Annotated in this window: 21 protein-coding genes and 1 pseudogene; 5 read left to right on the forward strand and 17 right to left on the reverse strand. The window is 72.4% G+C overall.

All coding sequences use genetic code 11. The features are described from left to right. Positions 1-27 precede the first annotated feature (27 nt). Positions 28-978 carry a carbohydrate ABC transporter permease gene (locus ACMT9T_RS11950; RefSeq protein ID WP_414745737.1) on the reverse strand — a complete coding sequence of 317 codons (951 nt, stop codon included), beginning with the start codon at positions 976-978 and terminating at the stop codon, positions 28-30. 2 nt (positions 979-980) lie between these two features. Beyond that, positions 981-1,922 carry a carbohydrate ABC transporter permease gene (locus tag ACMT9T_RS11955; RefSeq protein ID WP_414745738.1) on the reverse strand — a complete coding sequence of 314 codons (942 nt, stop codon included), beginning with the start codon at positions 1,920-1,922 and terminating at the stop codon, positions 981-983. Positions 1,923-2,031: 109 nt separating this feature from the next. On the opposite strand from ACMT9T_RS11955, the gene ACMT9T_RS11960 reads away from it, so the two are divergent. Together ACMT9T_RS11960 and ACMT9T_RS11965 are read left to right on the forward strand one after the other, a co-directional pair. Next, the gene (locus ACMT9T_RS11960; protein WP_414745739.1) at positions 2,032-3,081 is read left to right on the forward strand and encodes a LacI family DNA-binding transcriptional regulator; all 1,050 of its coding nucleotides are present in this window, start codon (positions 2,032-2,034) and stop codon (positions 3,079-3,081) included. An 85-nt stretch (positions 3,082-3,166) separates the two neighbouring features. Next, positions 3,167-4,303: a glycosyltransferase family 9 protein gene (locus ACMT9T_RS11965; RefSeq protein ID WP_414745740.1), complete on the forward strand. Its 1,137-nt coding sequence runs from the start codon at positions 3,167-3,169 to the stop codon at positions 4,301-4,303. Positions 4,304-4,410: 107 nt separating this feature from the next. Here ACMT9T_RS11965 and ACMT9T_RS11970 read toward each other — a convergent pair whose 3' ends face one another. From ACMT9T_RS11970 to ACMT9T_RS11990, 5 genes are all read right to left on the reverse strand, one after another. Further along, the gene (locus tag ACMT9T_RS11970) at positions 4,411-6,120 is read right to left on the reverse strand and encodes an AAA family ATPase (RefSeq protein ID WP_414745741.1); all 1,710 of its coding nucleotides are present in this window, start codon (positions 6,118-6,120) and stop codon (positions 4,411-4,413) included. A gap of 214 nt (positions 6,121-6,334) precedes the next feature. Then, complete coding sequence (locus ACMT9T_RS11975) at positions 6,335-7,648, reverse strand: alpha/beta hydrolase (RefSeq protein WP_414745742.1); 1,314 nt, start codon at positions 7,646-7,648, stop codon at positions 6,335-6,337. A gap of 132 nt (positions 7,649-7,780) precedes the next feature. Continuing rightward, positions 7,781-9,205 carry a glycoside hydrolase family 26 protein gene (locus ACMT9T_RS11980; protein WP_414745743.1) on the reverse strand — a complete coding sequence of 475 codons (1,425 nt, stop codon included), beginning with the start codon at positions 9,203-9,205 and terminating at the stop codon, positions 7,781-7,783. A 111-nt stretch (positions 9,206-9,316) separates the two neighbouring features. Next, positions 9,317-10,324 (reverse strand): glycoside hydrolase family 26 protein, encoded by a 1,008-nt coding sequence (locus ACMT9T_RS11985; RefSeq protein ID WP_414745744.1) that lies wholly within the window; start codon positions 10,322-10,324, stop codon positions 9,317-9,319. Positions 10,325-10,412: 88 nt separating this feature from the next. After that, positions 10,413-10,910, reverse strand: coding sequence for a luciferase domain-containing protein (locus ACMT9T_RS11990; RefSeq protein ID WP_414745745.1), 498 nt, complete (start codon positions 10,908-10,910; stop codon positions 10,413-10,415). A gap of 105 nt (positions 10,911-11,015) precedes the next feature. Between ACMT9T_RS11990 and ACMT9T_RS11995 the strand changes: the two genes are divergently transcribed. Continuing rightward, on the forward strand, positions 11,016-11,627 hold the full coding sequence (locus tag ACMT9T_RS11995; RefSeq protein WP_414745746.1) for a hypothetical protein: 612 nt from the start codon (positions 11,016-11,018) through the stop codon (positions 11,625-11,627). A gap of 104 nt (positions 11,628-11,731) precedes the next feature. After that, entirely contained in the window at positions 11,732-12,112 is a 381-nt protein-coding gene (locus tag ACMT9T_RS12000; RefSeq protein ID WP_414745747.1) for a hypothetical protein, read from the forward strand. Positions 12,113-12,200: 88 nt separating this feature from the next. Here ACMT9T_RS12000 and ACMT9T_RS12005 read toward each other — a convergent pair whose 3' ends face one another. The 8 genes and pseudogenes from ACMT9T_RS12005 to ACMT9T_RS12040 form a co-directional block, all read right to left on the reverse strand. Beyond that, positions 12,201-12,905: an SDR family oxidoreductase gene (locus ACMT9T_RS12005; RefSeq protein WP_053775311.1), complete on the reverse strand. Its 705-nt coding sequence runs from the start codon at positions 12,903-12,905 to the stop codon at positions 12,201-12,203. 49 nt (positions 12,906-12,954) lie between these two features. Beyond that, positions 12,955-14,337 (reverse strand): PfkB family carbohydrate kinase, encoded by a 1,383-nt coding sequence (locus tag ACMT9T_RS12010; RefSeq protein ID WP_414745748.1) that lies wholly within the window; start codon positions 14,335-14,337, stop codon positions 12,955-12,957. Further along, positions 14,334-16,283, reverse strand: a complete 1,950-nt coding sequence (locus ACMT9T_RS12015) for a glycosyltransferase (protein WP_414745749.1) — start codon at positions 16,281-16,283, stop codon at positions 14,334-14,336. Before ACMT9T_RS12015 ends, ACMT9T_RS12010 begins: the two co-directional genes overlap by 4 nt. Further along, positions 16,280-17,332, reverse strand: coding sequence for a glycosyltransferase (locus ACMT9T_RS12020; protein ID WP_414745750.1), 1,053 nt, complete (start codon positions 17,330-17,332; stop codon positions 16,280-16,282). Before ACMT9T_RS12020 ends, ACMT9T_RS12015 begins: the two co-directional genes overlap by 4 nt. Continuing rightward, positions 17,329-18,423: a glycosyltransferase family 9 protein gene (locus tag ACMT9T_RS12025; RefSeq protein WP_414745888.1), complete on the reverse strand. Its 1,095-nt coding sequence runs from the start codon at positions 18,421-18,423 to the stop codon at positions 17,329-17,331. Before ACMT9T_RS12025 ends, ACMT9T_RS12020 begins: the two co-directional genes overlap by 4 nt. Before the next feature lie 30 nt (positions 18,424-18,453). Further along, a pseudogene (locus tag ACMT9T_RS12030) lies at positions 18,454-18,942 on the reverse strand (D-glycero-alpha-D-manno-heptose-1,7-bisphosphate 7-phosphatase); the annotation flags it as partial. Positions 18,943-19,110: 168 nt separating this feature from the next. Further along, entirely contained in the window at positions 19,111-19,770 is a 660-nt protein-coding gene (locus ACMT9T_RS12035) for a DUF2238 domain-containing protein (protein WP_414745751.1), read from the reverse strand. Then, positions 19,764-20,609 carry an endonuclease/exonuclease/phosphatase family protein gene (locus tag ACMT9T_RS12040; protein WP_414745752.1) on the reverse strand — a complete coding sequence of 282 codons (846 nt, stop codon included), beginning with the start codon at positions 20,607-20,609 and terminating at the stop codon, positions 19,764-19,766. The genes ACMT9T_RS12035 and ACMT9T_RS12040 overlap by 7 nt, the downstream gene beginning before the upstream one ends. Before the next feature lie 380 nt (positions 20,610-20,989). Here ACMT9T_RS12040 and ACMT9T_RS12045 point away from each other — a divergent pair, with 380 nt between their 5' ends. Beyond that, positions 20,990-21,835, forward strand: a complete 846-nt coding sequence (locus ACMT9T_RS12045) for a type II toxin-antitoxin system death-on-curing family toxin (RefSeq protein ID WP_414745753.1) — start codon at positions 20,990-20,992, stop codon at positions 21,833-21,835. 70 nt (positions 21,836-21,905) lie between these two features. On the opposite strand, the gene ACMT9T_RS12050 is transcribed toward ACMT9T_RS12045, so the two are convergent. After that, the gene (locus ACMT9T_RS12050) at positions 21,906-22,949 is read right to left on the reverse strand and encodes a DMT family transporter (RefSeq protein WP_414745754.1); all 1,044 of its coding nucleotides are present in this window, start codon (positions 22,947-22,949) and stop codon (positions 21,906-21,908) included. Beyond that, positions 22,930-23,301, reverse strand: a complete 372-nt coding sequence (locus ACMT9T_RS12055; protein WP_414745755.1) for an ArsR/SmtB family transcription factor — start codon at positions 23,299-23,301, stop codon at positions 22,930-22,932. Before ACMT9T_RS12055 ends, ACMT9T_RS12050 begins: the two co-directional genes overlap by 20 nt. Positions 23,302-23,307: the final 6 nt, after the last annotated feature.

Raw genomic sequence — 23,307 nt, forward strand, 5'->3', positions numbered from 1 at the left:
TGAGGGGAGGTGCTGTCGTGCGGGGAGCTACGCCTTGACGCCGCCGGCCGAGAGGCCGGACTGCCAGTAGCGCTGGAGGAAGAGGAACGCGATCACGATCGGGATGATCGCGAGGAACGAGCCCGTGATGACGAGGTTGTAGATCGGCTGGCCGCCCACGGTGGTGGACTGCGCGTTCCACTGGTTGAGGCCCACCGTGAGGGGGTACCAGCGGGAGTCGCTCAGCATGATCAGGGGGAGGAAGTAGTTGTTCCACGTCGCGACGATCGAGAACAGCAGCACCGTGATGAGGCCGGGGCTGAGGAGCCGCAGGCTGATCGTGAAGAAGGTGCGGATCTCGCTCGAGCCGTCCATCCGGGCCGCCTCGAGGATCTCGGTCGGCACCGAGTCGACCGCGTAGGTCCAGATGAGGTACAGGCCGAAGGGGCTGATGAGCGACGGCAGGATGATCGCCCACGGGGTGTTCGTGAGGCCCATCTGGCTGAACAGCAGGAAGGTCGGCACCGCGAGGGCCGTGCCGGGGATCGCGACGGCGCCGAGCACCACCGCGAACACGATCTTCTTGCCCGGGAAGTCGAACTTCGCGAGGCCGTAGCCCGCGAGGGTCGCGAGCAGCGTGGCGCCGCCCGCTCCGACGACCACGTAGATCAGCGTGTTGCCGAGCCAGCGGACGAACTCGCCGTTGCCGTACGTCAGGACGCCCTGGATGTTGTCCCACAGCGCGAAGTCGCCCGAGAACCAGAGGCCGAACGAGCTGAAGAGCGCGTCCTGCGTCTTGGTCGAGTTGACCAGCAGCCAGAACAGCGGCAGCACGGAGTAGATGAGCAGCAGCGACATCACGATGGTGAGCACGATGCTGCGGCGCTCGCGCGGGGCGCCGGCGGAGCGGCGGCGCTTCGGCGTGCGCTCGGCGGGCGCGTCGCGGACGGGCGTGCCGGCGTCGGGCGCGGCGAGGGGGGTACCGGTGAGGGTCGACACGGTCAGCTGTCCTTCCGGGTGCCGACGAGCTGCACCACGTAGGCGACCACCATCGTCAGGACGCCCATGATGATCGCGATGGCGGCGGAGTAGTTGAACTGCTGTCCCGCGAAGGACAGGTTGTAGGCGTACATGTTCGGCGTGAAGAACGAGCTGATCCCGTTCGGCGCCAGCGTCTGCAGGATGTTCGGCTCGTTGAAGAGCTGGAAGCTGCCGATGATCGAGAAGATCACGCCGATGACGAGCGCGCCGCGGATGGCGGGCAGTTTGATGCCGGTGACGATGCGGAAGGGGCCGGCGCCGTCGAGCTCGGCGGCCTCGTAGAGGTCGGGCGAGATGACGCGGAGGGCCGCGTAGAACAGCAGCATGTTGTAGCCGACGAACTCCCACGTGACGATGTTGCCGATCGACGCGAGGATCCAGCTCTGCGAGAGCAGGTCGGGCAGGTCCCAGCCGGTGGCCTGCTCGATGTTGCCGACGAGGCCGAAGCGGTTGCCGTAGATGAAGCCCCACATGAGGGCCGCGACGACCGCGGGGACGGCGTAGGGCAGGAAGATCGAGATGCGGAAGAACGCCGTGAAGTGCAGGCGGGCCGAGTCGAGCGCGAGCGCCGCGAACAGCGCGATGGCCAGCATGATCGGCACCTGCACCACGAGGAAGAGCGCGACGCGGCCGAGCGCGTCCCAGAACTTCGGGTCGTTGAGGGCCTGCGTGTAGTTGGCGATGCCGACGAACGAGTTGCCGCCGATCATCCGCTCCTGGAACAGGCTGAGGTAGATCGAGTAGCCGACGGGTGCGATGAGCACGACCAGGAAGACCACGAGGAACGGGGCGACGAAGCCCAGTCCTGTCCAGCGGCGCTTGTCGCGTCGCATCGGGGCGCCGCTCGGGCGGGCCGCGTCGGGCGCCTTCGGCCGGGTGGCCGAGGGTGACATCGTCGTCATGTGCATCCACTTCGTCGGGGGATCTCCGCGCCGTCACCCCCGTCGGGAGGCCCCGCGCCCCCTTCGGGAGGATTGGGTGTTTGCGCAAACATCTGTGATGCTCGCAACCATGACATCTCCACCGTCGGCCGTCAAGTCGGGTGGCCGGCGCACGCCCGGCGGCCGCACCGTGTCGATGGCGGACGTCGCGGCGCACGCCGGGGTGTCCGCCCAGACGGTCTCCCGCGTGTCCAACGGAGCGCAGAACGTGGAGGCCACGACCCGGCAGCGCGTGGTGGACGCGATGGCCGAGCTCGGCTACCGGCCGAACAGCGCGGCCCGGGCGCTGAAGACCGGTCGGTTCCGCAGCATCGGCATCATCATGTTCACGCTCTCGACCCTCGGGAACATGCGCACGCTCGACGCGATCGTGACCGCGGCGTCCGGCGCCGGGTACACGATCACGCTCATGCCGGTGCCGCACCCCACCGAGGGCGAGGTGGCCGGCGCGTTCAGCCGGTTGCAGGAGGAAGCGGTCGACGGCGTCGTCATCATCATCGAGGCGCACATGCTCGACCGGGCCGACGTGATCATCCCCGTGGGCCTGCCCGTCGTGATCATCGACTCCGACGCGGGCGACCCGTTCGTGGTCGTCGACACCGACCAGGAGCAGGGCACCAGGCTCGTCACGCAGCACCTGCTGGATCTCGGGCACACCGCGATCGTGCACGTCGCCGGTCCCTCCACCTCCTACTCGGCGGCCCGGCGCGCGGCCGAGTGGCGCGCGACCATGGCCGACGCGGGGCTCGCGCCGGAGGATCCGGCGCAGGGCGACTGGACCACGGCGTCCGGCTACCGCATCGGGCGGGAGCTCGGGCAGCGGGCCGACATCACCGCGATCGTGGCGGCGAACGACCAGATGGCGCTCGGGATCATGCACGCGCTGCACGAGCTCGGCCGCGACGTGCCGGGCGACATCAGCGTGGTCGGCTTCGACGACACCGAGGAGTCGAGCTCGTTCTGGCCGCCGCTCACCACGGTGCACCAGGACTTCACCGAGATCGGCCGCCGCTCCATGCAGGTGCTGCTCGAGATGCTCGAGGGACGCGAGCCGTCGGGCGACCGCATCGTGCCGACGCGGCTCGTGGTGCGCGAGAGCGCGGCGGCGCCGCGGGCGTAGCGCGCTGATCCGCCGGGGCCGTTTCGACACGGCCGCCGCGGGGAACGGGGTGGGAGACCCGCCCGCCCGAACTGGAGGCCGCCCCGTGCCCGTCGTCGCCCCGCTCCACGAGACCTTCCCCGACGTCCGCTCCATCGCCGTGCTGCGCGGCGGCGGGCTCGGCGACCTGATCTTCGCGCTGCCCGCGATCGCGGCGCTGCGGGCGGCGTACCCGGGGGCGCGGATCACGCTGCTCGGCACGCCGCTGCACCGGGCGCTCCTCGGCGGGCGGCCCGGCGGACCCGACGAGATCGAGGTGCTGCCGGTCGCGCACGGCGTGCGGGACGTGCCCGGAACGGATCCCGACCCCGAGGAGATCGAGGCGTTCGCCGCCAGGATGCGCGAGCGCCGCTTCGACCTCGCCGTGCAGGTGCACGGCGGCGGCCGCAACTCCAACCCGTTCCTGCTGCGGCTCGGCGCCCGGCACACGGTGGGCACCGCGACGGACGACGCCGAGCGGCTCGAGCGCGTGATCCCCTACGTCTACTACCAGCACGAGGTGCTGCGCGGGCTCGAGGTCGCGGGGCTCGCGGGCGCGCCGATCGCCGACCTCGAGCCCGTCGTGCAGGTGACCGACGCCGAGCGGGCCGCGGCGGCCGAGCGCGTGACGGGTGCGCCGGGCGGGCTCGTCGTGATCCACCCGGGCGCCACCGACCCGCGCCGCCGCTGGCCGGTGGAGTCGTTCGCGGAGGTCGCGCGCCGGGCCGCCGCCGACGACGCCCAGGTGGTCGTCGTGGGCGACGCGACGGACGCAGCCGACGCCGACCGCATCGTCGCGCTGGGTCGCGCGGGGCTCCCGGCGGAGCAGGCGGAGCGGATCACCTCGCTCGCCGACTCCCTCACCCTCGGCGAGCTCGCGGGCCTGTTCACCCACGCCGACGTGGTGCTCGGCAACGACTCCGGCCCGCGCCACCTCGCGCAGGCCGTCGGCGCGCGCACGGTGGGGGTGTTCTGGTTCGGCAACGTGATCAACGCGGCGGCGTTCGGGCGCACGCGGCACCGGATCCACCTGGGCTGGACCACGCGCTGCCCCGTCTGCGGCATCGACGTGACGCAGGTCGGCTGGACCGCGGAGCGCTGCGAGCACGACCCGTCGCACGTCGCCGAGGTGCGCGTCGACGACGTCCACGCGGACGTCGACCAGCTGCGGCGGGCGTCGCTCGCGGAGCGCGTGTCGGCCTGAAGGCTGAGGGTCACGCGTCGAGCAAAAACCTCGCGCGCCCTCCCGACGTTTCATGGCCGCAGTATCGCTTTAATTATGTGTTCTGGAGTGGAAAGCGATTGGAGCGCCTAGTAAGCAGTGGAATTAGCTCGGTCAATAAGCGCGATCACCGCGATGACCTTATTCTTTAGGTCATATTGCCAATTACTCTCCCAATTGGACGCGACCCGCTTAGCTATGGCCACTTTGCTGGCTTGAAGTACCCCAATTCTCGACGACGCTAGTGGGTTCCCCCACTTAGATTGAGGGGCGAAGGTCTTAGGCGCACTCCTCGGGTGCGCAAATCTAATGGCCTCATCCAATAAGTCGGATTGTATATAGTTCTCGATGGTGTAACCAGCAGTGACCCAGGACATGCTAGTGTCTTTATCTTCTTCTAAAGCGCTGATGACGCGCTTCTTACTTGAATTGAGCCGCGCCTGACCGGAGCGTTTGTCGGAGTCCATCATTACGAGCATGTATCGATTGAGGCTCCTCAGCGAGATAAACTCCTCGACTTCTTCAGCATCGCGAGTGGACAGATTGCTCAAAAGTGCGCCACCGTAGAACATGATCGAGTAGTGAGTGCCTTCAATGAATCGTCCAGGAGCCAGTGCGTTGATCCAGCACTTCAAGTAGATGCGGTCTGAGGGTCCTTCCACCCAAAGGACCGCATTGGTCTGCACAAGATCTGACGGGCGATATCCCAAATCTGCACATAAGGCAGCTTTGTCCTGGGCGGAGCCAGCAAAGCGTAACTGCGAAGAGCCATCGCGATGAGTCACGTGATAGATAGAACCGATCTTTGAATCGAGCATGTGGGCGGAATGGGTGGCGATGAAATACTGGTTGTCAGTCTGCTCCGACAGGTAGCGAAGCAATTTCCTTTGAAGGATGGGATGCAGGTGAACCTCGGGCTCTTCGATGCACAGGATGGAATCCCTCATCAGCGTGGCGGCGGCGGCGAGGATAACCACTTCGTGGACACCCGTGCCCATGTTTTCGATTGGAAGAGTTTGCCCACGCTGAGAGACGAGGATCGTTGACAAGTCATGAGGAATGTCAATGGACAATGTGATGTCATCCAGGACGGCTCGCACGAAGTCGCGTATGCGATTAAACAGCTCCCTATCATCGAGCTTATCGAGTGCAGGATTCTGCAGTTCAAGCAAGCGTCGTTTAATGCTCCTCCCATCTAGGTTTGGTTCGCTGACGTCGTCGCTAGAGATGCTACGAACACCGGATACGAGGTATGCCTTTGGTGGGGCTGGCCGATAGGCGAGCGTGCGCGTTAAAACGCGGTTTACATCGTCGCCCGGCGAGCCGCCGCCCGTGTGAGTCAATGTCATGGATAGCTCACGTGCGTGATTGCTATCACCGAGCCGCACTGACATCTGCTGTAGGGCTCGGCTGTCTATGGCTGCTTTGTCGCCGATTGCAATCCACACTCCGTCGCCTCCCCAAGCGGTCTGGCGCGAGGCGCGATTAATGATGTCATCCATCGCTTGTTTGTGGTAGTCGGAAAGGCCCATCCTTTGAGTCCAACTAGTAAAGGTGGCTCGATCGAGGTATTCCAAGCGTCGGTATGTGTGTTCTGCGTCCCCCAGCGGCCGATCCAGGTGGGAAGGAGCTTCGGGATTCTCGGCGTAGGTGGCGAGGATTGCGCGTAGAATGTTTGACTTACCTGTATTGTTCTGTCCTGCTATAAGATTGATTTTCCCCAAATTAGCTAGTACGGCTGGTTCTGATGAAGCAAAGCTTCTGTAGCCGTAGAAGGCGAAGCCCTTGATGCCTGTCATGCTTTTACCTTGGCAGACATGTGCGACTATATCTACTTGCAATCCGAGGACCCGTGCACTGCGATGTCGCACTATCGGTTACTAGCTGGCGACCAGTGGCTCGCTATTCATGGCGAGCATCACGCTGCCGGTCGACGACTTGCACGCGGACGTGGAGCAGCTGCGGCGGGCGTCGCTGGGGGAGCGCGTGGGCGTCTGAGCGAGCGGATCCCGCTCAGCCCTGCTCGGTGACGAGCGGCGCCGACGCGTGCGGCGTTGTCGCGATCGACGCGTTGAGCAGGGACTCCGTGCCCGCGTCGAGGTAGCCGTACGTCTTCTCGTGCGCCCGGAACTCGGCGGCGCGCTCGGTCTTGTCGCGGATCGTGGACCAGGCGCGCGAGTCCGGGTCGTCGTTCCACGGGGAGTGCAGGACGGGCGCGTGGCCGGTGACGGGGAGGAGGCCGCGGGCCGGATCGCCGTCCACCTGGATCACGGTGGCGCCGAAGCCGGGGGCGCGCGGATCCTGTCGGGAGAGCCGGCCCCACACCGCCTCGTCGTCGTCCGTCGCCTCGCCCGCGTAGACGTGGCGGGCGTGCAGGTCGCGGGCGTCGTCGATGCCGTCCTCGACGCCGGCCGAGCCGAGCATGACGAAGGAGTAGACGCCGAGGTCGCGGGCGGCGAGGGCGTCGGCGGCCATGGTGGATCCGTACGAGTGCGCGATCACGCTCACCGCCGACAGGTCGCCGCCGCGCCTCGCCGCCTGCAGACCGGCGAGCTCGCTCGCGAACGGCGGGGCGCCGCGCTCCGCGTAGTCGCCGAGGGTCGCGTCGATGCCGGGCGGCGGCGTGCGGTACCCGATCCACGCGACCACCGCGTGCGCGGCCGGAGCGCCGACCGACGCCTGCGCGTCGTAGACGTTCTGCGCCGTCTCCGTCCAGAGCTGCATGTCGTCGGTGTAGGTGCCCATGCCGGGCACCGTGAAGGTGACCTGCCGGGCGGTGTCGAGGTCGCCCACGGCGATGGCGGCGAGCGGCGGATTCCGGTGGCTGAGCGACACGAGCGACCGCCGCGGCTCGGCGCCCGCACCCGCGCGGGGCTTCGGGTGCAGCGCCGCGCGGATCGCGGTGAGCGCGGTGAGGCGGTGGCGCGCGTCCGCGTCGCCGGGGCGGGCGGCGATCGCGGCCTGCTCCGTCCGGATCTCCGCGTGCAGCTGGCGCCGGTTGGCGGCGTCGCGCGACGCGTAGTCCACGCCGTCGAGGTTGCCGATGAGCCCGGGCGAGGTGCGGATGAGCGCGCGCTGGCGCTTGCGGTCCTTGGCGGCCCACCACGTGACGACGCGCTCGGGTGAGGCGTCCATCACCTGCAGCTCGAGCGCGGGATGCGCGGCGATCATCCGGTGCGCCTGCGCCGGGGTGAGGGCGGCGTAGCGGTCGAGCTGGGCGAACCCGCCCTCGACGCCGGAGCCGGGCGGCGCCGGCAGGATCACGAGGCCGACGAGCACGGCGGCGAGGGCGAGCGCGGTCTCGCGCCGCCGGTGGGCTCGGGTCACCGCCGCCTCCTCATGCCGCGCGCCGCCGGTCGGGTCCGGGGCGCATCAGATCGTAGGGCGCGATCCTCGGACGTCGACCGTGCGGGGGCTGGGCGCCGGCCGGGTGCGCGCGTGCGGGCCGTGGGGCGGGGATCAGCCCCGCCGGAGGGCGAGCGCGTCGCGGAGGGCGGTGGCGGAGGCGGCCGTGCTGTCGATCCGCCAGTCCGCCTCCTTCTGGAAGTCGAACCAGACGAAGCCGACCACGTCGGGCTGGGCCTGCAGGTACGCGACGAGGTCGCGGTTCCACGCGGCCTTGGATCCGCCGACCTCGCTCGAGGCCACCTCGCCGACGATGAGCGGCTTGCCGGGCGCGATCGTGCGGAGCCGGTCGATGCCGGGGCCGAAGAGCGCGGCGGGCTCGGTCCACCGCTGGCCGGGCGCGGATCCCCAGTTGTAGCCGTCGAGCGCCACCACGTCGACGGAGTCGGCGCCGGGGTAGAGGGAGGCGAGGTCGGTGGATCCCGGGTACGGCACGTTCGGGCTCCACACCCACTTCACGTTCGTGGCGCCCTGGGCGACGACGAGGTCGTGCACGTGCTTCCACGCCTGGACGTAGGAGCCGGACGCGTTGCCGTTCACGCCGTCCGACCAGGGGTACCAGTTCCCGTTCATCTCGTGGCCGAAGCGGAGGTAGACGGGCTTGCCGTACTTCGCGAGGTCGGCGCCCCACGAGCGGATGTAGGCGTCCTGGTCGCCCGCGATGATGCGCGCGTTCGCGTAGGCGGGCTGGTCGACGCCTGCGCCGCCCTTCCACGGCTCCCAGGTGATGAGGCTGTCGGCGCCGCGTGCGGCCACGCTCGCGATGCCGGAGATCGGCGCCGGGTGCGTGAAGTCGACGTGGCTCATCACGATGGAGGGGCTCTCGCCGAGGATCGCGGATGCCTCGTCGAGCTCCCCGTTGGCGGACGGGCCGCCGGGGGTCGAGAGGCCGAGGCGGAGGCGCGCGGAGCTGATGGCCGGGGCGGACGGGGCCGCCGGGGCGCTCGGCGCGGAGGTCGGGGGCGCCGGGGCGGGCGTCGGGGCCGGGGCCGGGGCCGGGGCGGGCTTCGGAGCCGGGGCCGGCGTGGGGGCGGGCTTCGGCGTCGGCTTCGGGGCGGGCGTGGGCGCCGGGGCGGTCCGCATCTCGCGCATGGCGGTGGCGGGGGTGACGCCGAAGGACGCGACGGCCATCTTCGTGCCGGCGGTCGCGGTGATCCGGATGGTGGAGAGGGAGGTGCGCGGGATCGAGATCGCGGTGGTGAGACGGCCGGTGGCGGTGGTCGTGATGCGCTTCACGGCGGATCCGGCGCTGACGACCGCGGCCTTGCGCGCGGGGAAGCCGGTGCCGGTCACGGTCACCGAGGTGCCGACCGGGCCGGAGGCGACGGAGAGGACGATGGCTGCGGGCGCCGTGGGCGTGGCCTGCACGGCAGCGGCCTGGGCCACGGCCGCGGGCGACGCGAGGACCGTGGCGGTCGCGACGACGGCGGGCGCGACGGCGGTCACGACTGCGCACTTGATGCGACGACGACTGGGCATGGCGATTGGGTCCTTCCCCCGATGGATGTATGCAAGCGTATGTTCTTCGGCGCCCTCCGTCCATCGGATGTCCGTTCAGCGACGGGATCCGACGGAAGGGGGGCGGGTGGGTCAGACGCGACGGGCGGCGAGCGCGTCGCGGAAGGCGGTGACGGACGCGGCGGAGCTGCCGATGCGCCAGTCCGCCTCCTTGTCCATGTCGAACCAGACGAACGCCTGGACGTCGGGCTGGGCCTGCAGGAACGCGACGAGGTCGCGATCCCAGTCGGCCTTGGATCCGCCGATCTCCGACGAGGCCGTCTCCGCGATGACGATGGGCTTCCCCGGCGCGATGGCGCGGAGCCGGTCGATGCCGGGGCCGAACAGGTCGGCCGGCGACACCCAGGCGAAGCCGGCGACGCCGGTGCCCCAGTTGTAGCCGTCGAGCCCGACGACGTCGACGTACGCGTCGCCCGGGTAGAGCCCTGCGAGCGCGGTGGATCCCGGGTACGGCACGTTCGGCGTCCACACCCAGCGCACGTTGGTCGCGCCGGCGCCCACGACGACGTCGTGCACGTGCTTCCACGCCGCGACGTAGGAGCCGGCGGCGTTCCCGTTGACGCCCTCGGCCCACGGGTACCAGTCGCCGTTCATCTCGTGCGCGTAGCGGAGGGAGACCGGTCCGCCCCACGCGGCCAGCTCGGATCCCCACTGGCGGAGGTACGCGTCGTGGCCGCCGGCGACGATGCTCGCGTTCGAGAAGCCCGGCTGGTCCCGTCCGGCCCCGGCGCGCCAGGGCTCCCAGGTGAGGAGGCTCTCGGCGCCCCGGGTCGCGACGGCGTCGAGGGCCTGGATGGGCGGCGCCTGCGTGAAGTCGGCGTAGGACAGCACGATGCTCGGGCTCTCGCCGACCTGCGCGGCGACCTGGTCGAGCTCGCCGCCGGCGGTCGGGCCGCCCGGCGTCGCGACGCCGAAGCGGAGGCGGGCGTCGGAGACGGTCGGTGCGGTTGATCCGGCGGATGTGCCGTCGGCGGCCTGGGCGGCGCTCGCCGGCGAGATGGTGCCGAGCGCTCCGGCGGTGAAGGCGATGCCCAGGAGGAGGGTCGTCGCGAGGCGGATGGGGTGGTGGTCGTGCTGCATGTGGTCCAGTTCCTGCGGATGCCCGCTGGTCCGAGGCTATGCGGCGGCGCTACGCCGGGACCGTCGAAGTCCGCTCAGGGCCGGACGGTCAGGCGATGGTCGGCTGGGGCTCGTGCGCCGGCTGCTCGTCCCCGGGATCGCGCGCGAAGGCGATGGCCTCCTCGACGATGCCGATCACGATGTCGACCTCGGCCGGATCCCGCGGGCCGTAGACGAGGAACTCGGTGCCGTAGTCCTCGTACTGGTGCGGAGTCGCCCAGCCGAGCGCTGTCAGCTCCTCCCCGCGGGCGACGGGCAGGCAGAGGTGCGTGGATGTGTCGTCGACGCCGTGCAGATGCACCGGCTCGAGGCGGCCCTCGGGCGCGAGCGAGGTCCACGGGACGATCGGCATCTCGAGGTCGCGGAGGAACAGGCCGCGCGACGACGCGGGCGACACCTGGCTGTGGCTCTCGCGCACCCCGGGCAGCGCGAAGGCGTCGGCGACGAGCCGGCCCCACAGCTCGGGCGTCGCGCGGTCGGTGAGCTGGCGCTGTGGTCCCTCGTCGGAGAGGGACGGCCGGGGGCCGGGGCGCGGCGTGGAGATCATGCGTCGAACGTAGCCCGGCGCCGCGTCGGGGTCGTCGGCCGCGAGAGGGACGTGCGCCCGCCGCCCGCATGCCACCCTGTGCAGGACCCGACCCGAGGAGCGCGCATGGCCACGTACCCGTACGAGTCGCAGTGGGGCGACCTCGCGTGCAACGCGGCGGTCGTCGAGCGCGGCGAGAGCCCGGCCGGGTCCTTCGACTGGCGCACCGAGGCGTACCCGTCGGAGGCCGAGTACGTGTTCTGGGCGCGGCACGTCTGCGGGCTCGCGGGGCTGCGGTCGGCGCTCAAGGCGTGGATCCCATCGGCCGGCGCCCTGCCGATGCACGAGCTGACCACGCGCGCCGTCGCGCGCGGCGCCCTCACGCGCGACGGCGACGAGGTCGGCGGGCTGTACTACCGGCCGTTCGCGGAGTGGGTGCGCGACGACTTCGGGATCGAGGCGGTCGTGCACCCGCGGATCGACCTGCCCGAGCTGCTCGCCGAGGTGGGCGAGGGGCGGGTGGTGCTCGCGTCGGTGTCGTCCGAGATCCGGTACCCGGAGCGGCCGGCGACGAGGCGCGGCGGGCACCTCGTGCTGGTGCACGCGTTCGACGGGGAGACGGCGACGTTCCACAACCCGTCGGGCATCGGATCCACAGCGGCGGACGCGCGCCTCGGGGTCGAGGAGTTCGCGCGGTTCTCCGCGGAGCGCGGCGTGACGCTGGTGCGGCCGGGCTGAGCCCACCGCGACCGGTCCGCAAGGCCCTTCCGCGCGGGACACGGGCCCGGTACCGTCGCGGACACCCGCCGACGCGCGGGCATCCGCACCTATGGGGGGACACCATGAGCCAGCAGCAGCAGACCACGCAGCGCCCGAGCCTCGCCGGACCCGTGCCGACCCGGCCGCCGTACGACGCCAGGCTCGCCATGATCCTGCTCGTGATCGAGGGGGTGCTCGCGTTCGCGGGGCTCATCGCGATGGTGGTCGCCAGCTGGTTGCCGGACCGCTGCGGCACGCCCGGCTGCGACTTCGTGCTCGGCGAGCTGGCCTCGCGGCTCTGGGTCGTGGGCACGATCGGCGTCCTCGTCCTCTCCATCGTCGCGACGGTCGTCTGCCGCACGCGCCGGGTGAACGCGTGGTGGGCGCCGGCCACGGGCATCGTGCTGATCATCGGGATCAACGTGGCGGCGCAGATCATGACGGGGATCGCGACGACGCACTGACGGACCCCCGACGGACGAGACGAGCCCGGCCCCGCGCGATGCGGGGCCGGGCTCGTCTCATGCGCGCGGGGCGTGGATCAGCCGCGACTCACGGCCAGCTGTCCTCGAGCTCGTGGGTGATGACGAGCTCGCGGATCTCGCAGCCGCGGGGCTGGCCGAGGATGAACATCACCGAGTCGGCGACGGCGGCCGGGTCGTTGAGGTTCGCGTCGGAGCCGGGCTTGTACTTCGGGTCGCGGTCGTCGAAGAAGTGGGTCTTCATGCCGGAGGGGATCAGCGTGGTCACGCCGACCTCGCCCTTCGTCTCGGCGGCCAGCGCGCGCGTGAAGCCGAGCACGCCGAACTTGGAGGCGCAGTAGGCGGTGGCATCGGAGACGGCCTTGATCGCGAGCGACGACGCGACGGTGACGACGCGGCCGTGCGACTCGGTGAGGAACGGCAGCGCCGCGCGGACGACGGCGACCGTGCCCATCAGGTTCACGCCGATCACCTTCTCCCACTCGGTGGGGGCGACGTCGACGAGGCGGCCGCAGCGGTCGATGCCCGCGGCGGTGACGACGGCATCCAGCCCGCCGTGCTTCTGCGCGATCTCGGTGACGAGCGCCTCGGTGGCGCGGGTGTCGGAGACGTCGATGCGGTGCGCCTCCATGCCGGTGACGCTCGAGGTGTCGAGGTCGAGCACGATGGGCTCGCCGCCGGCCGCGAGGACCGCCTGCGCGACCGCGGCGCCGAGCCCGGACGCGCCTCCGGTGATGAGGACGCGGCCGGTGCTGGGGCGGGGGGAGTCGGTCATGGGTGTTCCTTCCGTGGAGCGGTGAATCGGGGAATGAGGTGGTCGCGGATCAGCCGACGCGGGCGAGGGCGCCCGCGAGCTTCGTGGTGGAGCGGCCGGAGTGGTACGGGACGGTCACGGCCTGGCCGCCCCACTCGGCGATGACCGCCGACTCGGGGAGGTCCTCGGCGCGGTAGTCGCCGCCCTTGACCCAGAGGTCGGGCTTGATGGAGCGGAGCGCCTCCTCGGGGGTGTCCTCGGAGAAGAGCACCACCGCGTCGACGACGCCGAGCGACAGCAGGAGGTCCACGCGGTCCTCCTCGGTCATGATCGGGCGCTCGGGTCCCTTGAGGCGGCGCACCGAGTCGTCCGAGTTGAGGAGCACGACGAGGCAGTCACCGAGTGCGCGGGCCGCGGCCAGCGTGCGCGCGTGGCCGGCGTGCACGAGGTCGAAGCAGCCGCCCGTCGCGACGACGGTGCCGCCGGCCGCGCGGGTCGCGCGGACCACCTGGAGGGCGCTCGCCGCGTGGCCGCCGATGGGGCGCGCGGCGGGCGGGCCGACGAGGGTGGCGACGCCGCCCGCGTCCACGTACTCGGCCGCCGAGGCGACGGCGTCGCGCACGGCGTCCTCCACGGGGGTTCCGCCGGCGAGGGCCGCGAGGGCCGTGGCCGCCAGGCGGTCGCCCGCACCGCAGGGGTCGCCGGTCGCGACGAGCGGGGCGGGGACGACGACGGGCATGGATCCGCCGGCCGAGCCCGACGCGGGCGCCGACACGAGCAGCGCGCCGCGCTCGCTCATGGTGACGGCGACCGTGCGCACGCCCCACTTCTCCTGCAGGATCCGGGCGGCGTCGGCGGCCGCGGACACGTCGCGCCCGGCTAGCCCTGAGAACGCGCGCGCCTCGGCGAGGTTCGGGGTGGCGAGCGCGGTGTTCGGGACGGGCGGCTCGCCCGCGGGATGCGGATCCCACACGAGGGGGACCTCGGCGGCGCGCGCGTCGAGGGCGGCGCGGAGGCGCGGGTCGCGCGTGACGCCGCGGCCGTAGTCGGCGACCACGATGGCGTCGGCGGTGGCGATGGCGTCGAGCATCTCGTCGGTCGCGGCGGGCGTGGGCGGCGGCGCGCAGCCCTCGTCGATGCGGGCGATGGCGTGGCCGTCGGCGCGCACGCGGGTCTTGACGGGCGTGGGCGCGCCGGACGGGCCGGCGACCACCTCGATCCGGTCGAGGCACGCGCGCAGCGTCGCGGAGTGGCGGTCGTCGGAGAGCACGGTGACGAGGCGGACCTCGTGGCCGTCGCGCGCGAGCATCGTGGCGACGAGGCCGGCGCCACCGGCACGGGGCAGCGACTCCTCGACCTCGATGACGGGCACGGGCGCGTCGGGGCTCAGGCGGTGGGCGGCGCCTGTCATGTCGACGTCGAGAAGGACGTCGCCGACCACGACGATCCTCACGCGGTCACCTCCGCGGGAGCGGCGGCGGGCGCGGCGGCGTTCGCCGTGACCGGCACGGCGGCGGCGGATCCCGGCGACGCGGGCGCGGCGTCCGCGGTGGCGGAGGTGACGGCCGCGGCCCGGTCGTTGGCCTTAAGGCGGCTCTCGAACGAGCGGCAGATCGCGTGCACGGCGACGAGCTGCGCCTCCTGCACGTTGGCCGACGGGCCGTCGAGGGCGATGTGGTCGTCGCACGCCTCCACGAGCGGGTTGGGGCCGGGGCCCGTCATCGCCCAGGTGGTGGCTCCCGCGGCGCGCGCGGCGGCCGCGGCCTTCAGCAGGTTGACGCTGCGACCGCTCGTGGAGAGCAGCACGACGATGTCGCCGGAGCGCGCGTGCGCGTGCACCTGGCGGGCGAAGACCTCCTCGAAGCCGTAGTCGTTGCCGATCGCGGTCACGGCGGACGACTCGGAGTGCAGCGCGATCGCGGAGAACGGGCGGCGGTCGCCGTCGAAGCGGCCCACCAGCTCGCTCGTGAGGTGCTGGGCCTCGGCCGCGGATCCGCCGTTGCCCGCCGCGATGAGGCGCGCGCCGTGGCTGAGGCGGTCGGCCATCTCGCTGCCCCACGCGGTGAGGCGCGGCGCGTGCGTGCGGAGGGCGTCGAGCACCGGGCCGAGCGCGTCGAGGTGCGCGTCGACCACGGTGGGGTCGTCGGGCAGGTCGTCGGGCGCGGCGTCCTGGATCGCGGCGCGGTACGCCTCGGCGGTGCGCGCGGCGACCGTGGCCCAGGAGTAGCCGTGCTCCATGCGGTCGCGGCCGGCGCGGCCGAGGCGGCGTCGGCGGGCGGGATCCGCAAGCAGCTCCCCGAGCGCGTCCGCGATGGCGGCGGGGTCGCGCGGCGGCACGAGGATCCCCGTCACGCCGTCGACCACGCTGTCGGTGAGGCCGCCCACGGCGGACGCGACGACGGGCACGCCGGAGGCCATCGCCTCGAGCGGCACGATGCCGAACGGCTCGTACCAGGGCGCGCACACCACGACGTCGGCGGTGCGCATCACGGCGGGCATGTCGGCCTGGGAGACGCGGCCGTGCAGGCGCACGCGGTCGGCGACCCCGGCGGCGCGGGCGGCGTCCATGAGGCGACGGGCCTCGGCGTCCTCGGTGGCGCTCGCGGCGTCGCCGGATCCGCCCACGATCACGAGCTCGACGTCGCGCCGGCCGCGGCGGGCGAGGATCCCGAGGGCCTCGATCGCGAGGTCGACGCCCTTGCGCGGCACCAGGCGGCCGACGACCATGACGCGCATCGGGCGGTCGGGGGCGGCGTCCTCGGCCTCGTCGCCCGGCGTGAAGTGCTCGATGTCGACGCCGCACGGGATCACCGTGATGCGCGCCGCGTCGACGCCCGCGCGCACGAGCTCGGCGGCCTCGTCGGAGCAGGTCGCGATGACGGCGTCCGCGCGGCGGCCGACGCCCGGCTCGAGGTGCGTGCGCTCGGCGGGGCTCGTGTCCTCGGCGCCGAGGTGGCGGCGCTTCACGGATCCGAGCGCGTGGAAGGTGTGCAGCACGGGCGGGGCCGCGGCGGCGCCCACGGGCGAGGACGCGAGGCGCGCGGCGGCGTCGAGGGCCGCGATGCCGGACATCCAGAAGTGGCTGTGCACCACGTCGGGACGGGCGGTGCGCCAGTCGGCGAGGAGGCCGTCGGCCAGCTCGCCCATGTGCGGGAGGAGGTCGTCCTTGGGGACGGCGCGGGCGGGTCCGGCGTCGAGGTGCACGACCTCCACGCCGGGCGCGAAGGCGACGCGGGCGGGCAGCGACGCGTCGTCGCGGCGCGTGTAGACGGTGACGGTGTGGCCCTCGTCCGCGAGCGCCGCGGACAGCGCCGCGACGTGCACGTTCTGGCCGCCGGCGTCGACCCCGCCGAGGGTCGCCAGCGGGCTGGCGTGCTCGGAGATCATCGCGATCCTCATCGTGTCGTCCTCTCGTCGAGCGGGTGGTGCGGGGAGCTGGGGGCCGCGGATCCGGCGGGCGCGCGGCGGGAGCGGCGTGCGGCGGCGGCGTCCACGGCGTCGTGCAGCACGGCGTCCATGTCGTGCAGGAAGCGGGGGAGCGCGTACCGGGCGAGCGCGGCCTCGCGGGCGACGCGTCCGCGGCGGGCTGCCTCGTCGGGATCCGCCAGCAGCAGCCGCGCCTCGCGCACCAGGTCGGCCGGGTCGGAGGAGATCGCGCCCGCGTCCGGCGGCACCGCGCGCGACGCCTCGGTCGCGTCGAGCACCAGCACGGGCATCCCCATGTGCATGGCCTCGAGCAGCGACAGGCCGAGCGAGGTCCAGCGGTGCGGGTGGATGTAGGCGCGGAGCTTCGCGAGCTCGGGGTGCATGCGGGAGGTCGGCAGGTCGCCGCGGGCGACGAGCCGCTCGCCGAGCTCCGGGAAGGCGCCCGGCAGGAGATCCGTGCCCATGCCGAACACCTCTACGGGCGCCACCGCCGCGAACGCGGGCAGCAGGTCGGTGCCGGTGATGCGGCCGCGGCGCACGGGCTCGTTGATCACCGCGCCGAACGAGCGCGAGGCGCCCGTGTACAGCGCACCGGGGTCGGGCACGCCGTGCTCGACGACCGTGGTCGGCGCGATCCCGGTGTCCCACATGAGCGCGTTGAAGCGCGTGACGTGGATCACCGGGATGTCGTCGCGGTCGGCGAGCGCGTGCACGGTCTCGGTCGGGGCGCCGCGCGGGGTGTTGTGCTCGAGGAAGACGGCGGGCACGTCGGATCCGAGGCGGCGGCCGAGCAGGCGCTCCGCCTCGTCGATCTCCGCGACGCGCTGGAGCAGCACGAGGTCGACGTCCGCGTCGTGCAGGGACGACGGATCCACCTCGCGCGCGCTCGCGGGCCACGCGCGGCCGCCGCGGCCGAGGCCCCACGCGTCGCGCGCGGGCGTGGTGGGGAACAGGATCTCGTGGGATCCGAGGACGAACGAGTCGGTCCAGCCGCCGTGGACGTGCCACATCAGGATCCTCATGCGGGCACCTCCGAGGTCGATCGCGCGGCCGTGCCGCCCGTGCCGCCGGTGGTCGCGAGCAGGCGCTCGACGGCGTCGGCGACCTCCGCGGGGGAGACGCCGGCGAGGCACGGGTGGCCGGGGACCGGGCAGTCGCGGGCGCGGCTGAGCTTGCAGGCCGCGTCCTGGTCGCCGAGCAGGATCACGGGCACGCGGTAGGGCGCCCAGCGGATCGGCGGCACGACGGGCGAGAACAGGCTGACGACGGGCAGCCCCACGGCGGCGGCGAGGTGCGCCGGGCCGGTGTTGCCGCTCACGAGCACGGCCGCGCGGCGCATGAGCGCGCCCAGCCCGGCGAGGTCGGTGCGGCCGCCGAGGTCGAGGGCGGCGGATCCGGCGACGTGCGCCGTGAGGTCCCGTTCGTCGGGGCCGCCCGTGACGACCACGGGGATCCCGCGCGCGGCCAGGAGCGCGACCGCGTCCCGGTGCTGGTCGGCCGGGTACGAACGCGCGCCGACCGCGGCGCCCGGGTGCACGAGCGCGAACGGGCCGTCCGGGAGGAGGGCTTCCACATCGGACGGCAGCTCGGCCGGGACGACGGCGAGGCGCCCGTCGTCGTCCGCCGGCAGCGCGTGGCCGGCCGCGGCGGCGATCCGGAGGGCGCGCTCGGGCTCGGGCTGGTCCTCGTCGAGGTCCTCGCCGGGCTTCAGGCGCACGTCGAGGAGGGAGCCGGCGTAGTCGACGCTGGCACCGGTGATCCGCCCGACGCCCGCGAGCCGCAGCAGCAGCGCGAGCGGGAGCGGCGACTGGTGGAAGGACGTGAGGATGACGGCCTCGTCCGCGTCGACCTCGGCGAGGATCGCGTGCAGGGCGTTGACCGACGCGGCGTCGGCGGCGGGCGCGGGGGAGGAGATCCAGGGTGCGTCCCACACGTGCACCGCGTGGACGCCGGGCAGCAGCCGGCCGGCGGACGCGCCGCGCGGGCCGCAGAGCAGGTGGACCTCGACGCGGGGGTCGGCGGCGACCGCGCGCACCGCGGGTCCGGAGATGAGCACGTCGCCCACGGAGTCGAGCCGCACGACGAGCACGCGATGGGGCGCGGGGTCGTGGATGAGGAGGTGCACCGCGTCGAGGATCGTCGGGGCCACCAGCTCCGCCTCGGCCACCTCCTCCTCGCGCGTGACGGGCGTGGGCACGAGCACGCCGCGCGCGCCCGCGTTCCGGGCGGCGCCCATGTCGGCCGCGATGTCGCCCACGACCGCGACGGTCGACGGATCCACGCCCCACGTCCGGCAGGCCTCGAGCACCATGCCGGGCTGGGGCTTGCGGCAGTCGCACCCGTCGTCGGATCCGTGCGGGCACAGCAGCACGAGGTCGAACGCGCCGAGCAGCTCCTGCACGCGCGCGTTGACGGCGTCGGCCTGGTCGCGCGTGATGAGGCCGCGCGCGATGCCGGACTGGTTGGTCACCATCCCGATGCGCAGGCCCGCGGCGCGCACGGCGTCGATCGCCTCGCGGGCGCCGGGCATGAGCTCCACGAGGGCGGGATCCCCGTTGTACGGCACGTCGACGACGAGCGTCCCGTCCCGGTCGAACAGGACGGCCTGGAGGTCGTTCCCGGGCGAGCGCATGATCGGCCCGTACCCGACTGCTCCTCCACCCAAACCCGGCCCCGAGCACTTCTCCTCGAGGCGTCACACTTCTCCGCGCGGGCCCGGAGCAGCGCCCCCGGGAGGGGAGCAGCAGCGCCCTCCGACGGGGGCGCGGCGACGGGGGCGCGGGTCGCGCGGGTGCCGGCGTCAGCGTGCGGGCAGGTCCGCGATCCACCGCGACCGCGCCAGCAGCATCGGCATGAGCGGCGCGATCAGCAGTGCGCCCAGCCCGCCGACCGCCATGTCGCCGATCGTGTCCGCGTAGCCCGTGAGGATCTCCGGATCCAGCCACGCCTGCCCCGCCCACTCGCCGAGCTCCCACACCGCCGAGAGCGCGAGGCCCACGGTGAGGCTGAGGATCCCGAGGGGCAGCGGCCGCCGGTCGACCACGACGCCCGCGCGGTCGGCCAGCAGGATCACGAGCGCGGCGAGCGCCGCCGTCGTGACGAGGTGCGCGGGGATGTCCCACCACGGCAGCGTCTCGTAGAGGTCGAGCCGGTTGCTCGCGGCGGAGACGAGCGTCGTGATCCCGATCGCGAGGTCCAGCCCCGGCCGCGCGCCCAGGGAGCGCGGCGCCACGAGGCCGAGCAGCGCGAGCGCGAACATCGCCGACGTCGTGCCCGTCCAGGCGAACACGGAGAAGAGGAACGTGAGCAGCCCGATCACGCGCACGACGTCGGCGAGCACCGCCGTGACCCCGCGCGGCGGCTGCAGGAAGGTGAGCCCGGCCAGCCCGGCGAAGGCCGCGACGTCCTCGGGCGGGGCCGGCGCGTCCGGCGGCGTCGGCGCGGTCGGATCCGTCAGCACCGCACCACCGCCTGCAGCGCCTCGTGGTCGCTCGGCGCGCGGCCGCCGACGCGCGTGGTGTTGATGCCGACGCGCTCGACCTCGATGTCGGGCGTGACGAGCATCCAGTCGATCCGGCGGGTCGTGCGCTTCGGCGCCTTGTAGTTCGACCACGTGCCCCACTCGGGCGTGAGGCGCTCGCGGGCGGCGGGCCAGGCGTCCACGAGCGCGCCTGCCTCCACGAGCAGGCGGTGCGGCTCCGTGTCGACGCCCGCGTTAGTGTCGCCGGAGATGATCGTGGGCACCTGCTCCTCGGCGACGATCTCGAGCATCATGCGCGCGCTCGCCTCGCGCGACCGCCGCGAGAGGTGGTCGAAGTGCGTGTTCACGTGCCGGAGCGGCAGGCCCGTGGCGAGGTCGGTGAAGTCGGCGACCACGGCGATCCGCGGCACCATGTTGCCCCAGCTGCGGGATCCGGCGACCGCGGGAGTGTCCGACAGCGCGACCTGCCGCCAGCTCGTGAGCTCGAGCCGGCGCGTGTCGTAGAAGGTGGGGCAGCCCTCGCCGTGGCCGTCGGCGTTGCGGCCGTGCCCGATCCGCCGATAGTGCCGCCCGAGCGCGCGCGATACGGCGCGGCCCTGCGTGGGCATCGCCTCCTGCGTGCCGAGGAGCGCCGGCTGCTCGCGCTGGAGGAGCTCCGCGATGAGCGGCTCGCGGTCGGCCCAGCGGTCAGGGCTGCCCGGCCGGTAGCGGCGGAACAGGCGCCGGATGTTGTACGTCATCACGTGGAGCCCGGGGGCGTCAACCGGGCCGACGAGCGCCCGCCCGTCCTGCAGGGTGCCGTCGGCGCGGAGGGTCATGGATCCATCGTCCCCCAGCCGCCGCGCGGTGACCGCGGCTGGCGGGGAACCGTCACGTGCGGACGGCCTCTCCCCCGCCCGGAGAAGACGATCGCCCCAGGAGTCCGGCGTGGCCGAATGGTCCTGGGGCGGGCCCGGAGAACGTACCAGCGTGCGGCCCATCCACGGGTGCGGCAGCATCCATGGACCTCCCCACTCCCGTCGACTACCGTGGATGTCATGGGTGTCCGGGAGAGCGAGAAGCAGGTGGTCGGCGTCAGCCAGCCTGACTCCGCGATCGACTCTCCTCGTGATGACCGTGTCGCGTCGGTGGAGGAGACCATGAGGGTCGCTCGCATCCTCGCCAAGCGACACTCAGAGCTGCTCCGCCGCCTGGCCTGATGGTCGTCGCCCTCTCCTTCGAGGCGGTCGTCCAGATCAATGTGGAGTTCGGCGGCCGCGGCGCTGGAGTCCGCGACGCCAATGGTGTCCATGCGGCGGTCGGCCGTGCGTTCAACGGCTTCGGCGGCGTCGACCCGTTCCCGAGCGTCTTCGACAAGGCCGCCGCGCTGATGCATGGATTGGCGACCACGCAGTACTTCCACGACGGGAACAAGCGGACCGCGTTCCTCGCCGCGGTGACGTTCCTGGAGCTGAATGGTGTCGTGCTCGGGGCCGTCGAGCCGGTGGAAGCCGAGGTCTTCACCCTCGCCGTCGCCGCAGGAGCCGTGGAGACGGGGCGCGTCGCCGAGTGGTTCCGCAGCGTCCACGACCGACGCCAGCGCGGGAGCGCTGTGGATCCGCGGATCGAGTACCTCATCCTCGTCGGGCATGTGGAGGAGGGCGACGATGGATTCCTCACGGACTGGTACCGCGTCGGTGTTGCGGGCCGACTGATCGACCCGCGCGTAAACAAGCCGCCGTACATATCACCGGTCTTTGTCTGCGGGAGAATCCACTGGCGCGAGGAGGACATGGACCACGGCCATGTGCTCGCCTTGACTGTCGTTCCTCGTGACCCAAGCTCGATGGATCCGCCGCGGCGAAACAAGGCGCGTTACGACCTCTCTCCGCCGGTGCGGGGTGGCCACGAGCATCACCCCGAAGGTTTGATGCCTGCAGCGTTCACGTTCAATGTGGCCCCGCAGATCGTGGCGCCCGGCGATCTCGTGGTCGAGGTGCGGCTCGATAGCGTGCTCGTGGGCGCCCTTCCCCTGAAGATCACATTCGCGAGCATCTCCGACTGACGACCTCGGTTCTGTCATCGCCGGGGCGCGAGGGTCGACAGGGAAGGCCCACACGCACCCATGCCGCCCGTCAGTGCCCGTGCCGGTGGTGGCTGTCCGGGTAGTGCTCGTGCGTGTGGGTGAGCGGCTCGTGCGTGTGCTCGTGGCGGTGGCGCGTGCCCGCCGCGACCGGCTCGGCGTGGTCGTGCTGGTGGTGCGCGTCGTGGGTGTGCCAGTGGTCGTGGGTCACGGCCTCGTGGGTGTGCTCGTGCTCGTGCCGCTCGGTGAGGTGCAGCCAGATGCCGACGGCCATGAGGATCCCGGCGACGACCAGCGGCCACGTCACGGGCTCGCCGAGCGCGAGCGCGAGGAGCGCGCCGAAGAACGGGGCGATCGAGTAGTAGGCGCCGGCGCGCGCCGTGCCCACGTGGCGGAGGGCGACGATGAACAGCACGAGGCTCACCCCGTAGGCGAGGAAGCCGACGGACATGGCGGCGACGACGTTGCCGAGGGCGGGCAGCTGCGCGCCGAGGAGGGCGGCGAGCGCGAGGTTCACCGGTCCCGCGACACCGCCCTTCACCGCGGCGAGCCAGGTCGCGTCGTTCAGCGCGACCTTCCGCGTGAGGTTGTTGTCGATGCCCCACGACAGGCAGGCGCCGAGGATCGCGAGCGCCGGCCACGGGCTGCCGAGCTCGACGCCCTGCGGCACCGTGATCAGCACGGCGCCCGCGACGATCGCGACCATGCCGAGCACGATCCGCCGGTCGGCGTTCTCCCGGAAGACGCACCACGCGATGAGCGCCGTCGCGACGCCCTCCGCGTTGAGGAGCAGCGAGGCACCCGAAGCGGGCATGCCGGCGAGGCCGACGAGCAGGAGGAGCGGTCCGAGGATCCCGCCGAACAGGATCGCGCCGGCCAGCGGCAGGCGCTCCTCGCGAGCGAGGAGCACGCGCGGGGACCGGCGGACGAGGCGGATGAGCCCGAGCCCGATGCCGGATCCGGTGTACAGGAGGCCGGCGAGGAGCCAGGGGCTGACGGAGTCGAGCAGGAGCTTCGCCGCGGGAGTCCCGGCGCCGAAGAGGACGGCCGAGAGCAGCGCCGCCTGGACCCCGCGGCTAGCGAGCGCCGTCCGCACGCGCGGACTCCTCGTGGTGATGGGCGCCGGATCCGTCGAGCTGGTGCTCCGCCTGGAAGATCGCGTCGGTCACGAGCTGGCGCGCGTGCTCGTCGACCAGTCGGTAGAACACGCGCGTGCCCTCCTGTCGGGTCGCGACGACGCGCGACAGCCGCAGCTTCGCCAGGTGCTGCGAGACCGCGGCCGGCGACTTGCCGACGCGCTCGGCGAGGTCGTTGACGGGCAGCTCGCCGTCGCGGAGCGCGAGCACGATCCGCACGCGCGTGGCGTCGGCGAGCATCGCGAACACCTCGACGGCGAGCTCGACGTGCTGGCTGTCGGGGTGGCGGCCGCATCGCTTGTCTGCATCCATGCGCAG

This window comes from Clavibacter vidaverae (assembly GCF_047529985.1).
GTDB classification, from domain to species: domain Bacteria; phylum Actinomycetota; class Actinomycetes; order Actinomycetales; family Microbacteriaceae; genus Clavibacter; species Clavibacter nebraskensis_A.